Genomic DNA, 12,505 nt, shown 5'->3' with positions numbered 1-12,505 from the left:
TCAGTACTGATCAAACTCGTTTGCTTCTTCTATTCTCTTTTTCATCAGCTTGATCACTTCGTCTTTTGGATCCCAGCAATTAAATTTATAATTTGGCTTTGTTTCATATTGCAGCCGGCTGCAGAAATAGCGCATGCCTTTTTCTTGTTTCACTGGCTGAAAATGACGGCACGTGGCACAAGCATGAAAGCGGTTTTTAATGTCTTCACTGCGATTGTTCGAGTTCAATGAACGTGCGCTCCCACTCTTCGATGTTTTCCGCCTCGTCGAGTACTTGCATCCAGGCGGAAAATTGTTCTTGTACATCAGAAGCAACCGTTTCTTTCATAAGAGCCATTCCTTTGACTAATTCATCCACTGCCCATTCGCGGAGCTTTGCTTTTTCTTTTTCTAGATAGCTGTCAGCAAGGTCGGATAAAATCGCCTGCAAGGCGTCCTGCATAAGCTGTTTCTCATTTTTTTCAAAGAACGATTTTGCATTTTTGTAGATAGACAGAGCTTCGCTAAAAACAGCCGGAGACTCTTCTTGAAAGGCTGTCGGAAATGGCGGTGTTTCCTTTGATGGCCACTCAATCGCTGTAAATTGCAGCTGCGGCTGAATGGATTGATAGTGAAGCTGTAAGCCGGCATGTTTTTCTGACAACAGTTTATGTGCCTGTTTCTCTGAGCGCAAGCTTGTCGCTCTCATCTCCTGCGCGAAATCGTACCCAACAGCTTCCTGCAGCTCTTTTAACGCTTCCTGCAGGGCATTTTTCGCTTGGCGGCTGCCTCCGAGAGAAGCCGGGTTAAACGCTTCTTTAAAGAAATCAGAGAATCGGTAAAAGACACGCTGTTTTAAATAGAAAACGAGCTCGTCCATTTCCTGGTCCAGTCTTTTTTCGATTAACTGCGGAGACTCCTTTTCCAAGTGGCTGCTAATTTGCTGTTGCTGGCTGTTCAGCTCTTCTCTTCTTTGCTCTCTGTTTTCCCGGTTTTCTTTTGCCGTTGCGATTAACTGTCTCAGCCTTTCCAGCCCGCGCTCCCATTCCGCTTCCGCTGACTGGACAGCCATATGAGCAAGATCGCCGTCCAAAAATTGATGGAACGATTGCTTAAACGGCAGCAAGTTTGAGTGAGGATGATCGAGCTCACCCCGCTCTATTTCTTGAATGGCCTGGAGACTTGACACTCCGTGGATGCGCGGAAAACGAATGCCATACTGCAGCAGCTGTTCTTTGACATAATTGGTGACTTCATTTACTTCCTCGTCGTCACGCGCCAAGTCAATGGCGTTGACGATAAAAAACATTTTATCAAGTTCAAATGCATCTTTTACGCGCCCAAGCTGAATTAAAAATTCGCGGTCCGCTTTTGAAAAAGCGTGATTATAATAGGTGACAAACAAAATGGCATCCGAATTTTTAATGTATTCAAAAGCCACTCCTGTATGTCTCGCATTAATTGAATCTGCCCCTGGTGTATCGACGAGTGTAACACCTTGCCGCGTAAACTCACAATCAAAGTACAAGTCAATCGATTCAACGAAGCAGCTTTGTTTTTCATTGGCAACAAACCCTTGGAAAGCGGCTAAATCGACCGAAAGCGTTTGACCTAGATGTCCGCTGTACTCTGGATATCCTTCATAAAAAGCGTTTAAAAAGGATAAGTGAATGTTCTCACGGCCTTCTCCTGCATTTTTCTGCAGCAAGTCCGGGATAAGGGCATAAGCGCCGTCGAGAGTTTGGACCGTGCGGTTGAAAAATTGCAATGATTGCTGTAAATCAAGGAGCAGCTGTTTTTCTGTTTTTAAATGGACAGCTGCCGTCCGGTGACCGTGTGTGTCATCAGGCGGATGAATGCGGTTGACGGCTGCCGTCGTTGGGTTCGGCGAGACCGGCAGCACCTTTTCGCCAAGCAAAGCATTGGCGAAAGAGGATTTGCCGGCACTAAAGGCACCAAATAAAGCAATCGTATACTTTCTTTGTTCAAGACGATCTGCTTTTTGTCTCAGCCCATCAATAAAGCGTTGAAAGCCGGGAATGCCTTCAAGGTGCCTGCTCATCTTTTTCAGGCGCCCAACTGTTTCCCCAACTCCCGCAGATGGCTTTTCAACAGGCATAGAGACGTACTCTTTCGGATCAGCCGTTTTTTCGGCAGGCTGTGCAGCAAGTTCATTAACTTCATCTTCATCGAAAACGGTAACATCGTTGAGCTGTTCATTCCATTCTCTTACGAACTTCTCGAATTGAGCAGGAATGACTTCCTTATCCTCCGCTAACAAGTGAAGAAGGACATGGCGCCTTTCTTCAGCGGCTGCTTCCATTTTTTCCAACTCATCAATTGCTGCAAGCTTTTCATGCCACTCTGACCATCTCGCTTGCAGTTCCTTTTTTTCGGCAGCAAATTGGCGCTCCATGTCAGCCGCCGCTTTCTCTTTTAACGCGTCTGTTAACGTCCGTGCTTTTTTCTTCAATCGGCTCGCCACATCTTCACTGTACGTAAGGACATAGTCGCCAGTAACCATCGCTCCCGGCTTGACCGTCTCTTTTATAAGTGATTCGTCAACGGTCACACTCAATTCTTCCGCTTCAAGCTGCAGCCCTTCATTCACCAGCCCGCTTGATTTGAGCCAGCTGCTTACTTGCTGGCGCAAATGCCATTCCAGCTGCGTTTCCGTTTTTTCCTTTACATCTGCAAGAAAGCGTTCCAGCCTTCTTTCCCGCTCTTCTTCTGTTTTCTTCTTGCTGAAAAACATCCCTACTTTAAATCCCGGCTGCACAGCTTCTAAATATTCTTTCGCCAGCTCGCGTGTCGAGGCAGGCATTAAATAAGCATTTTGCAGTACCTTTTCCCGGCTGTCTTCCAGCTGGCGAACGAGCGCTTCAGTATCGCGTTTGTCGAGCTGCTCTTTTGCCTGCTGTTCTTTTTCAGCTATTTCATTTTTCTCCCACTTGTCACCGAGCAAGTGTAAAATTTCTTCTTTTACTTCTGCCTGCTCTTCTTCCAGCCAGTTCAAATGTTCACTGATAAGCTGGTTCATCATCGTTTCAGCCGAACGGAAAGCGAGTTCTTCTCTGTCGGTCATGCTTTCATGAATCAAGTTTTTTACTGCCTGAAAGTCATTCCCGGGCAGTGCACGCTCTTTTAAGCTCGTAAAGAAAAACCGCTCCGGCCTCACTCCCCATGCATCAAAAGATGTGTATACGGATTGCTTGAATTCTTCAAAAGACAGCTCTTCTTCCCGGTGCTTGTCAATTTGATTAATAATTAAATACAGCTTCACACCATGTGCAAGCAAGTCTTTCGTATAAATGAAATTTAATTCTGATTGGACATGATTATAATCCATGACGTAAAAGACCATATCAGCGAGATGAAGAGCAGATTCTGTTGAAATACGGTGGGCGTCATCCGTGGAATCAACTCCAGGCGTGTCCATAACCGTCACTTCAGCGGGCAAGTTCGACTCGCCGTGCCCAATTTCAATGGCCTCCACTTCTTCCCCATTTTTACAAAATTCTTTCACTTTCTCAAAGCTGTATGGCGCTTTGAAGAGAAGCGGCTTTTTATCTTTGTAATACACTTTCGCGAAATCTTCCGGCGTCCGGTGAATTTTCACTAAATTGGCGCTCGTCGGAATCGGGCTTGAAGGCAAAAGTGTTTCACCAGTTAATTCATTGATCATTGTCGACTTTCCTGCGGAGAAGTGGCCGCAAAAAGCAACGATAAACTCTTCATCATGCAGCTTTTTTAAAAATAATTTCGCTTTTCTTGCCCGTTCTTCATCGCCTGCCCGCTCGAATATTTCAAACAAGCCGGCTGTTTTAGCTATCATATGTGACATGGATGATTGTGCAGTTGCTAATGACATTATAAAAAACCCCTTATATGATGATCTCCTTGTTTCTCTTAAACATTAGGAAGGCAATCTTTTTCCTTATTGTATCCGATTTTCAGTTACTTTCCCACCACAAAAAAAGAAGGCATAGGAAGCCTTCTTTCGGTTCATTATTGGATTTAGGATAAGTTCGTGTTCAAAAAGGAGAACAAAAAGAGCCAAAAAGTTTAAGGCAGCGCAGCTTCGAGTACGAGAGAAGTAAACTGACGCAAATAGTAGACAGCTGTATTGCCCAAACTTTTTAAAAAGCCTCTATTCGTTGCGCGGTGCTTGCGGTTTGCCGACATGGTCTGTCACATATTTCATTACGCCCCCGTAAACTACAACTGTCGCTGCTACAAACATCCAAACCATGAAAAGCACCGTCCTTTTATTTGAAGTCAATTACATGTTTATCATATTGAGAATAATTTTCATCTTCATTTACATCGTAGCACGGTCGATAATGATTTTCAATACCATTTCTATTTTTTCTGTCTTTTTTAAGAAAAGGCTCTTTTCTAAGAGATTGTTGCTTTTAAAACGAAAACTGTTTAAGGTTGATTGAAGCGGAAGTGCGAGACTCCTGCGGGAATAGCGGGACAGGCGAGACCCCACAGGCGTTTACGCCGAGGAGGCTCACCGCCCGCCCCGCGGAAAGCGAGCAACTCTCGCTGCAATCAACCACACCGCACCACTTGGTAAATAGCAACAAAGTTTGCGAAAACAGCCTAAGAAAAAAAGAAGCGTGCCTAATCTACGCTTTTTCATAGACAAGTTCTTTTTTTCACTTCTCTCTAAGCTATCCTGACAATATTTTAGATTTACTTTCAACTTAACAACTATGCCTTTTTATTACTATTATCAAATATCTTCCCTAAGAAGAAGCCATCTATTTCGCTTAATTTCCCCCGCCAGAGAATTTCCCCTTTTGAAGGTGTAGGTTTACTATCGCCACAATATACCTTGGTATCTTTCATATGAATAAAGCAGGCTTCAGGGTTATCTTGTGATTGGGCTGCTTCTCCGGCGTCTACAAGCTGGTCGCTTAACATTTGAGCAACCTCATCACCATCTTCAAATATTTCACTTAGCGTGTCGAAATATTCCTTAGCAGATATGATTGTTCCTGTAATAACGGCGCCTTTTACGTTTAACGTAATATCTAAGGAGAAATCATGTTTATTCGCTGCTTGTACAAAGAATTCAAGAATGCTGTCTTTCATTGCACCGGGCCCCATACTCATTTTTACATCTCCTTTCTCAAGCTATCCAGAAGAAGATAGGTGTCCTGGTCATCGGAAAGAACATTGGAGGCCTCCTTAGCCGAATTTACGGACTTTGATGTTTTTTCAGAAGGGCTTTGCTTTTTAGTTTTACTGGATTCAGCATCAGCACTATGTTTCTCTCCCTTTTCTTCCTCCTTTCCTTCTTCTTTATCTTGCTCATCTTTTTCACTGTTATCTTGACCTTGAGCATGCCCCTTCTCGTTATCAGGCTGGTCTTCTGTTAGGTCTTGTTTCTCTTCTTTATCAACCTCGCTTTTTTGTTGAGTTTCTTTTTCTTTCTCTTTGTCTAATTGCTTTTGAGTCTGAGAATCTTTTTCCGTTTTATTCGTTTCGTCCCCCTTTTGATTAGATGCTAATTCCTGGCTCTGACTCTTTTTATCTTGAATTAAATTCGTTAGCATTTCTTCTATTTTTCCTAAACGATTCTGCAAGTTATCATTTTCCTTCTTTAATGACTCGTAATCGTTGTCGGTTGATTTTTGACTTGATGTAAGGCTTGTCTCATCTTTATTTGTTTCCCCTTGGTCTTCTGGTTGGGATTGTGCCGCTTTATCATCCAACGAACTTTGTTGAAGATACGATTGTGATTCTTTGCTATCATTCTGTTTCTCTAATTGAGACCGGTCCTCTTTACTTTGTGAGCTATTCTGCTCATTGTTTAATCGATTTATCACTGAGGATTCTTTACTCGATTCATCAGATTCATCATTTAGCTGGTTTTCTTTTTCTCTCTGACTCTGGCCCTTTCTTTCTTGAATCAGTTTCATGAGTATTTCTTCTAATTGATCATTAGAAATTGTATTGTCTTTATTAGATGAACCTTCATTATTTTTATTGGAACCTGATTTAAGATAGGTTTCATTCTCAGCCGTTTCATCTTGTTCATTTGAATAACCTTCAATTGAAACATCTTCTTTATTAAATAAATTTCCGGCTGAATCTTTAATAGAATTTGCTGCTTCCTTAGACTTTTCCTTAACTGCCTGGCCTAGTCCTAATCCTGTGCTTTTTAATTTATCTGGACTCATATTCTCCATCAGTTTTTTTCTATGCTCAGGAGCAGCTAAATATCCAACTGCAGCTCCAATCAGCCCCCCTGCTATTGAACGTTTAATTGGGCTGCCATTTAATTCATTCTCATTTTTCGTATCTTGGGATTGATTTTCTATGTTTTTTGTTTTTTCCATTGTAAAACCTCCTATTAGTAGTTGGACTCGGTTGAATTTAATCGGTTTGCAGCTATGCTCTTTTCAAGCAATTCGAGTCTTTCATGCAGCTTCTTATTCTCTTCTTCGAGAGCTTTTGTATTGTTATCCGAAGCTTTAGAAGTTAAATATGGGTCTGTTTCCCACCAATCCATGCCAATTTCTTTTGCCTTATCAACAGAAGCGACAATAAGACGTATTTTAATGGTTAACAGCTCAACATCAGCAATTCCTACTGTGATATCGCCTGCAATAACCACACCTTTATCTAATATCTTCTCTAGCACGTCCACAATCGTACTGGATTGCGTTGAATGTTCGAGTGCCATTTTATAAAGTCCTCCTTGGCATTCGCATTAAAGTAAGCTTCCTAAAGGACCGAGATTAATATTCAAGTCTTCATCATCCAGACCAAAGATTTCTTTCAGTTCTTCCATTTTCTCTTCAAGATTCATTAAAGCTTCACCTAAGTTTTCAATTTGTTCGTCTGTCAGATTCCCACCCTCGACACGTCTAATTGCATGCCTTTCAACAATTTGCCTCAGCAGTTCAATAACAGTTAAAACAAGCTGGGCCAGTCCATGCTCTGCATTTTCAGAGTCGAGGTTAATTTTTCCACTTGCTTGGTTGACCGGTTGCATCAGCCAACTCCTCCCTCTGTCTATCAAATTGTTCTGAAGATACCGTTTTGCCATTCCTCTGCTGAGCCTGAACGAGAGATTCTACAGAAGCAATTAGCAATCTCAAATCCAGATAAACCAAGTCGACTCCCGCAATAGAAATGACTAAATCTGCCTTTATCGCAACGCCCTTATCAAGGATGACATCTAAAATATCAATTAACGCGATATCTTTGTTTTCTATTGATTCTCTCAGTGACATATTCGTTTCCTCATTTATGAAAAGATAGAAAAATGGTAAGCTGGCCATGGTCCGGATACCTCAAACTGCCATCCAGTTTTCCGCATCTCCTCTTCATATTGTTGGATTTTTTCTAAAAAATTCTCTACTTTTGATTCAGCAATAAGATATACACCATTCCAGGTCATATTATCTTTTCTTCCTGTCACATCGGTACCCCAAGTTCTTTTTACATTTCCTTTAAGGGCAAACTCTTTCAGGTGCAAATGAATTTTTTCACTGATTTTGTTTTTTTCTTCTTCAAGTTCAGACTCAATCAATTTGTCCAGCTTTTTCTTTTCAAAAAATTGTTTACCCTTAGATAATTGGCTAATTTCCTCTCTCTTTGCTTCTATTACTGGATTGCTCTGACTCACTCTTTTTTTTAATAGCTGGTCATCACAATAAATTTTTAAATTCCATTCTTCATGTCCGGCTATTAAGTCGAATGTACCCATCATTCTAGATTCATTAGACTGAACAGTTGTTTTTAGACTGTCTGGATTTTTATATAAAGTACAAAATTTCAATGGTATAACGGTGAAAATCTTTGATAGTGTTATTAACGTTTCATGGTGGTGAAATGCTTTTTCCTGAAGCCATTCCATGTCGTGATTAATCCGGTCTTTTATACTTTCTTCTGAGTATGTTTCTCGATCCAATTTACAAACAATCGCTGTTATATTTCCTACCGGGATTGTGTATAATTCACCTGTACCATCGAAGCCTTTTAAAGATGGAAACGATTGATTGTCTGCCTCCTTGGTTGGAATTAACCCATATAGATAAATTAGATCATCCATTTCTCACTATCCTCACTTCTTCTGTGTCATCTGTTCCCATTGCTCCATTTCCATTCGTTTTGCCATTTCATATCTTGTAAGCAGCTCTTCTTCCTTGGCTTTATAGGCCGCTTCAGGAATTTCACCAAGCTCATACATCATTTGCAGCTGAATGAGCTTTTGTTGAATGGTAGAAAGGTCAAACAGTTCTTTATCAGCCTCTTCTTTCACTTTTTCCGCAATTTTTATGACAAGATTGATAGGTGCGGAAACTAGCTTATGCAGCATCAGGCTTCCTCGACTTTTAATCTGATATTGACAAAGTTATATGCGGGCCAAGGGCCGCTATAGCTGAATTCCACCTTATCCTTCCATTTTTCATGCATCTCATTTACTTTTTGATCAAACTGGGCTTCCTTGTCCCGATCCACTAAGAAAGAAGCATTTAGGAGCATTCTCTCGCTTATGGGATCATTCGTTTTTGATGCTTCAGCTAACTCTTTCAATGGATTAAATACTTCCTGTTTTATCTCATTTTGCAGAGAGGTGATAATTTTTTGGGCAGCTCCGCCCAGTTGAACTCTCTCATAATAGCTAGCCGCTTCAGATTTTCCCTTGATCGCTTTGGCCATCTTATCAATTTGTGAATCCTCACTAACCTGTGACTCAAGCCAATCTTTTTTTCCAATCACTTTTAATCCAAGCTCAATCTTTCCTTTTATTTCAGGGAAAAGCTTTTCAAACTGTGGATATAAATTTTCCAGCAGTACGCGTACATCTTCTTGTGAATGGAATACATTGCCGAAACTAACAGGTATGACTGTAGAATTCTGCTTCATCACAAGTGAAACAGCACCTTGGTGTATCATTAAATTATCTTTATTTGGATGATAAATTTTCATTGGTACCTCGGCGGCAACGATAGCTGCATCTTTATACCGAATCGTAAATAGCTCTCTTTGCTCTCCTTCCATTTCAATTTCACCAAACTTCTCATCCGTTTCTGTCTGAATTCCGCAAAAAATATATATACCCATTTGCTCTTCTTGGCTCATTGTCAAACTCTCCTTTATTCTTCAATAACTTTCATGTTATGACATGCTTTTAGAATTAGTATTTCTGCTGTTTTTATTGGATTATCAGATTGTATACACCGACTCACCTGATGACCTAGTATATCTATACATAGGCGCTGAAAATTCGCATTTGATCCGTCTATTGGAATACCTTCTTCTTCAGCCAATTTAACAATCATGAATGAAGCCCGTAGGCTCGGCCCGCTATTCTCTTTGCATTCCTTACGTAGTTCAGCTACAAGAGTGGTAATAGCTTCGGCTTCATTCTTATCGATATCCATTTTTTCCGAGATAATGGCTGCTTCGCGGTCACTTTCTTTATGATCTATAAATATTGTAATGAGTCTATCTAGTAATGCATCCTGCGTTTGGTAGACACCTGCATATTCATCAGGATTGCTGGTAAATATGCAGGCAAAATCAGGATGCACGCGGACAAAGGGTTCAGTTAGTTTTGTCCCGTATAAAGGAAGAATGCCTTCCTCTAAAATGGATAAGAAGATATTATTAGTCGTTGGTCGTGAACGAGTAAACTCATCGTAAATAAGTGTGTATCCGTTCTTGACAGCCTCTAGCAAGCGCCCGTCCCTCCATGTTTCTGTCACGCTTTCGTCTCTTTTGTAAACAGAACGCACATAGTTATCAACAACTTTCTTACTCGTATATCCAGTAAAGTCGCCAATTAAATCCTTATTGTTTAATTCATGATTACCGTGTATGAGCATAACAGGTTTTTTTCTTTTTTTTGCTAGAGCTAGAGCCAGGGACGTTTTTCCTGTTCCAGATGGGCCCGTAAAATGAACAGGATAGCCAGAATTCAAGTATTGTAATGAGCGGGAAAGTAAGTCTTCTGTCTTTGCATCTTGGACGATTGCTCTTGTATTCTTCGTGATTTTTTTCTTTAAGACCGTCACTCTTTTTCCTCCTACTCCCGCGTCCTACATTCCTTGATTAATGGCACTTCTATAACGAATATCTTGTCTTTTATAAGCGGTCACTTCTGTATCCTGATTTAGATAAACCTCGTAGACGCCGATCATTTCATCTTTTGCATACTTTTTCATGTATTCCTTCTCTTCAATAACTTCTACAGTAAGCTTCCAGCTATTGTTTTCACTTTCTTCGACCGAAGTAATTTTATGAACTGGTGCTACGTATTCGTTAAAGAAATCCGTAGCATTTCCAATGATTTTTTTAATTTCCATATTCGCCTCCTGCTAAAGCATGGTCGTGCTTAAATACTAAAGCGTGCATTCCTTTCATTTTGTTGAGCTGGAAGTCCTTTTTCTTCCACCCCGTCCTGAAGTAGCCCGACAGCCTCTGCATAACGTAACCATGTATCAACACTCGCAATAACCACTCTTGCTTCAACTGTTAAAATCTCAATTCCCACTACTGAGACCCTTACAAATGCGTCGATCACGATTCCTTTATCTAAAATTCGGTCAATAACCTCCGCCAAGCTTGAGCTATCTGTACTTTTTTGAACTGCCATCGTTATATTCTCCTTTCGTTATGTCATTAAGAGCTTATTGTCTTGATGTCCTTTGAGGATTTAATAGTATTTGCGCTTTTGATTTTAGTAGCACCCTTAATATCCTTAGAAGTTTTTATATGGCTAACGCCTTTAATTTTCCGATCATTGTCATCTTTGCTTGTGGAAAAGACTTTCTTTTGAAAGTCATCCCCAGTCCCAACAACTTTTTCCAACTTTTCTTTGGCCGAAAGCAAGACATTTTTGGTTTTTTCTTTTGCTTCGCCTGCTTTATCGTGGACTTTATCAGCAACATCATCTCTGGCATTGCCTAGCTTTTCGGTAAATTCTTTTCCTTTATCCTGAATATTCTCCACTATCTGCTCTTTTGCTTTGTCTACTACTATTTCTTTTACTTTTTCCTTTACTGGCTCAGGAGCATGTTCTACTGCATTTTTCACAACTTTTCCAACTGCTTTTTTTACGCGTCTGTTCATCCAATCACCCTACGTTTATAGAAAAATTAACTGTCATTACTTTGAATTCACCAGATTATTCAACATATCTTCTATTCTCTGGAGACGATCATTTAAGTTTTTATTCTCTTCCTTGATCTCGTCATACTTTGAAGATTGACTTTCGTCATTTACACTATTTTCTCTGCCATTTTCCTCGTTCGTCTTTTCAGGAACCGGCAACTCTTCATCCATTTTACTGGTGTAACCCGCGGCTAATTGTTTAAGGCTAATTTGAGCTTGCCTGGCTAGAAGTTCCTGAGCGGTTTTTTTAAATTCCTTTCCTGCAGTTTTTACAAATTCAGATTCACCTAAATTTTTTATGGCTTTCTTGCCCGTTTCTGGATTGGCAAGTAAACCAACTCCGGCTCCTACTACTCCACCGATTATCGCTAAATTCATAGAATAACTGGTGTCATCCTTGTTCTCTTCAGTCTGGTTATTTTCGTTTATTTCTCTATTGTCATTTACTTCTGCAAGGCTGGAACTATCTGTACTTTTTTGAATACTCATATCTTTGCCTCCTCTCAACTTTTTATAGGCGGCGATGGTTACTGAGATCATTTTGTTTTGTGGTTTTAGCATGTATATACCTTCGTAATCCACAATAAAACGAGTTATTTGTATCCATGTTTTCCAAGTTAATCACAGTATGTATGAAAGTGGATATGGAGTAATATTAAAAATGGGTATTGCCCTATTTCTAGAGCATTTATTCCATTTCTTTCATCAAATTACTTATTTTAGAAATAAGAAAGAACATGGAGTTCCATGTTCTTTCCATAATGTTGAAAAACAATATTGTCAATAGACAGAATAAAATAATTGCGAAGGTAAATTGAACATAAAAAAATCCGAGTGTTCTAATAACACTCAGATTTTTTATGCACCTCCTAATTCACCTGGGAAGCCAGTGATCTCTATAGAGACCATTTGAAACCAGCATATCTATTCATTCCAATAAAAGGGATAGTAGCAATATGTATGAATTAGATTTTATTTTCAAAACACCCCTCTTCTTTATATCCGCTGCTTTGAACACAAAAAGTTTTATCCCTGCGAAAAAGGAGGCTATTTCCGGAGAGTTTTAACTGGCTTTGCTTGGAGAAATACTTGATAACCTTTTATCCGTCTGTCGCCTACTCGTTTAATAAACTTGTTATGACTAACATATTTCTGATTCATCATTGTTTTTCTCTCGTAATCGTAATATTGTTCTTCTCCCGTTTGAGCATGCTGAATACATTCTAATGCTTCCTGTAAAGTTAGCTCAGGGGAAACATCAATCAATTCTTTTGTGTCGTAATCGTAGATTTCTAAATGAAACATAAAAACACCTCCAGTTGTTTACCGTATTAATTCGACAATTAGAAGGCGTTTCCTGCTGAATATAGGAAAATTTTCGCGG

General features: G+C 40.1%; 16 protein-coding genes. All 16 read right to left on the bottom strand.

What is annotated here, in order from left to right; translation table 11 throughout:
• The 16 genes from F9802_RS02190 to F9802_RS02110 all read right to left on the bottom strand — a co-directional run bounded on the left by F9802_RS02190 (position 1) and on the right by F9802_RS02110 (position 12,426).
• Positions 1-228 carry a hypothetical protein gene (locus F9802_RS02190; protein WP_318636088.1) on the bottom strand — a complete coding sequence of 76 codons (228 nt, stop codon included), beginning with the start codon at positions 226-228 and terminating at the stop codon, positions 1-3.
• Positions 206-3,850 (bottom strand): dynamin family protein, encoded by a 3,645-nt coding sequence (locus F9802_RS02185; RefSeq protein WP_225435122.1) that lies wholly within the window; start codon positions 3,848-3,850, stop codon positions 206-208. Before F9802_RS02185 ends, F9802_RS02190 begins: the two co-directional genes overlap by 23 nt.
• 848 nt (positions 3,851-4,698) lie before the next feature.
• Positions 4,699-5,103, bottom strand: coding sequence for a gas vesicle accessory protein GvpU (gene gvpU / locus F9802_RS02175; RefSeq protein ID WP_152149494.1), 405 nt, complete (start codon positions 5,101-5,103; stop codon positions 4,699-4,701).
• 2 nt (positions 5,104-5,105) lie between these two features.
• Entirely contained in the window at positions 5,106-6,332 is a 1,227-nt protein-coding gene (gvpT, locus tag F9802_RS02170) for a GvpT/GvpP family gas vesicle accessory protein (RefSeq protein ID WP_152149493.1), read from the bottom strand.
• A 14-nt stretch (positions 6,333-6,346) separates the two neighbouring features.
• A complete protein-coding gene (locus F9802_RS02165) occupies positions 6,347-6,679 on the bottom strand; it encodes a gas vesicle protein (RefSeq protein WP_152149492.1) in 333 nt (110 codons plus the stop codon).
• A 27-nt stretch (positions 6,680-6,706) separates the two neighbouring features.
• Positions 6,707-6,991 carry a gas vesicle protein K gene (locus tag F9802_RS02160; RefSeq protein ID WP_152149491.1) on the bottom strand — a complete coding sequence of 95 codons (285 nt, stop codon included), beginning with the start codon at positions 6,989-6,991 and terminating at the stop codon, positions 6,707-6,709.
• Positions 6,957-7,232, bottom strand: a complete 276-nt coding sequence (locus F9802_RS02155) for a gas vesicle protein (RefSeq protein ID WP_152149490.1) — start codon at positions 7,230-7,232, stop codon at positions 6,957-6,959. The genes F9802_RS02160 and F9802_RS02155 overlap by 35 nt, the downstream gene beginning before the upstream one ends.
• A gap of 14 nt (positions 7,233-7,246) precedes the next feature.
• On the bottom strand, positions 7,247-8,053 hold the full coding sequence (locus F9802_RS02150; RefSeq protein WP_152149489.1) for a GvpL/GvpF family gas vesicle protein: 807 nt from the start codon (positions 8,051-8,053) through the stop codon (positions 7,247-7,249).
• 12 nt (positions 8,054-8,065) lie between these two features.
• Entirely contained in the window at positions 8,066-8,320 is a 255-nt protein-coding gene (locus F9802_RS02145) for a gas vesicle protein GvpG (protein ID WP_152149488.1), read from the bottom strand.
• Positions 8,320-9,087 (bottom strand): GvpL/GvpF family gas vesicle protein, encoded by a 768-nt coding sequence (locus tag F9802_RS02140; protein WP_152149487.1) that lies wholly within the window; start codon positions 9,085-9,087, stop codon positions 8,320-8,322. Before F9802_RS02140 ends, F9802_RS02145 begins: the two co-directional genes overlap by 1 nt.
• Positions 9,088-9,101: 14 nt before the next feature.
• Positions 9,102-10,022, bottom strand: coding sequence for a gas vesicle protein GvpN (gene gvpN, locus F9802_RS02135; RefSeq protein WP_152149486.1), 921 nt, complete (start codon positions 10,020-10,022; stop codon positions 9,102-9,104).
• Between the two features lie 24 nt (positions 10,023-10,046).
• Positions 10,047-10,313: a gas vesicle protein GvpO gene (gene gvpO / locus F9802_RS02130; protein ID WP_152149485.1), complete on the bottom strand. Its 267-nt coding sequence runs from the start codon at positions 10,311-10,313 to the stop codon at positions 10,047-10,049.
• A 29-nt stretch (positions 10,314-10,342) separates the two neighbouring features.
• The gene (gene gvpJ, locus F9802_RS02125; RefSeq protein ID WP_152149484.1) at positions 10,343-10,603 is read right to left on the bottom strand and encodes a gas vesicle protein GvpJ; all 261 of its coding nucleotides are present in this window, start codon (positions 10,601-10,603) and stop codon (positions 10,343-10,345) included.
• A gap of 26 nt (positions 10,604-10,629) precedes the next feature.
• Positions 10,630-11,079, bottom strand: coding sequence for a gas vesicle protein GvpQ (gene gvpQ / locus F9802_RS02120; protein WP_152149483.1), 450 nt, complete (start codon positions 11,077-11,079; stop codon positions 10,630-10,632).
• Positions 11,080-11,115: 36 nt separating this feature from the next.
• A complete protein-coding gene (gvpT, locus tag F9802_RS02115) occupies positions 11,116-11,610 on the bottom strand; it encodes a GvpT/GvpP family gas vesicle accessory protein (RefSeq protein WP_225435120.1) in 495 nt (164 codons plus the stop codon).
• Positions 11,611-12,168: 558 nt separating this feature from the next.
• On the bottom strand, positions 12,169-12,426 hold the full coding sequence (locus tag F9802_RS02110; protein ID WP_152149482.1) for a hypothetical protein: 258 nt from the start codon (positions 12,424-12,426) through the stop codon (positions 12,169-12,171).
• Positions 12,427-12,505 lie beyond the last annotated feature (79 nt).

This window comes from Bacillus aerolatus, assembly GCF_009183655.1.
Lineage (GTDB): Bacteria > Bacillota > Bacilli > Bacillales > Domibacillaceae > Pseudobacillus > Pseudobacillus aerolatus.
This window is presented reverse-complemented; position numbering and strand designations above follow the sequence as displayed.

Excerpts from the sequence above, each read along its gene's own strand:
- gvpQ (WP_152149483.1), bottom strand. The coding sequence starts at position 11,079 with ATGAACAGACGCGTAAAAAAAGCAGTTGGAAAAGTTGTGAAAAATGCA.
- F9802_RS02150 (WP_152149489.1), bottom strand. The coding sequence starts at position 8,053 with ATGGATGATCTAATTTATCTATATGGGTTAATTCCAACCAAGGAGGCA.
- gvpU (WP_152149494.1), bottom strand. The coding sequence starts at position 5,103 with ATGAGTATGGGGCCCGGTGCAATGAAAGACAGCATTCTTGAATTCTTT.
- gvpT (WP_152149493.1), bottom strand. The coding sequence starts at position 6,332 with ATGGAAAAAACAAAAAACATAGAAAATCAATCCCAAGATACGAAAAAT.
- F9802_RS02145 (WP_152149488.1), bottom strand. The coding sequence starts at position 8,320 with ATGCTGCATAAGCTAGTTTCCGCACCTATCAATCTTGTCATAAAAATT.
- F9802_RS02140 (WP_152149487.1), bottom strand. The coding sequence starts at position 9,087 with ATGAGCCAAGAAGAGCAAATGGGTATATATATTTTTTGCGGAATTCAG.
- F9802_RS02110 (WP_152149482.1), bottom strand. The coding sequence starts at position 12,426 with ATGTTTCATTTAGAAATCTACGATTACGACACAAAAGAATTGATTGAT.
- gvpJ (WP_152149484.1), bottom strand. The coding sequence starts at position 10,603 with ATGGCAGTTCAAAAAAGTACAGATAGCTCAAGCTTGGCGGAGGTTATT.
- gvpT (WP_225435120.1), bottom strand. The coding sequence starts at position 11,610 with ATGAGTATTCAAAAAAGTACAGATAGTTCCAGCCTTGCAGAAGTAAAT.
- F9802_RS02185 (WP_225435122.1), bottom strand. The coding sequence starts at position 3,850 with ATGTCATTAGCAACTGCACAATCATCCATGTCACATATGATAGCTAAA.
- F9802_RS02160 (WP_152149491.1), bottom strand. The coding sequence starts at position 6,991 with ATGCAACCGGTCAACCAAGCAAGTGGAAAAATTAACCTCGACTCTGAA.
- gvpO (WP_152149485.1), bottom strand. The coding sequence starts at position 10,313 with ATGGAAATTAAAAAAATCATTGGAAATGCTACGGATTTCTTTAACGAA.
- F9802_RS02155 (WP_152149490.1), bottom strand. The coding sequence starts at position 7,232 with ATGTCACTGAGAGAATCAATAGAAAACAAAGATATCGCGTTAATTGAT.
- F9802_RS02165 (WP_152149492.1), bottom strand. The coding sequence starts at position 6,679 with ATGGCACTCGAACATTCAACGCAATCCAGTACGATTGTGGACGTGCTA.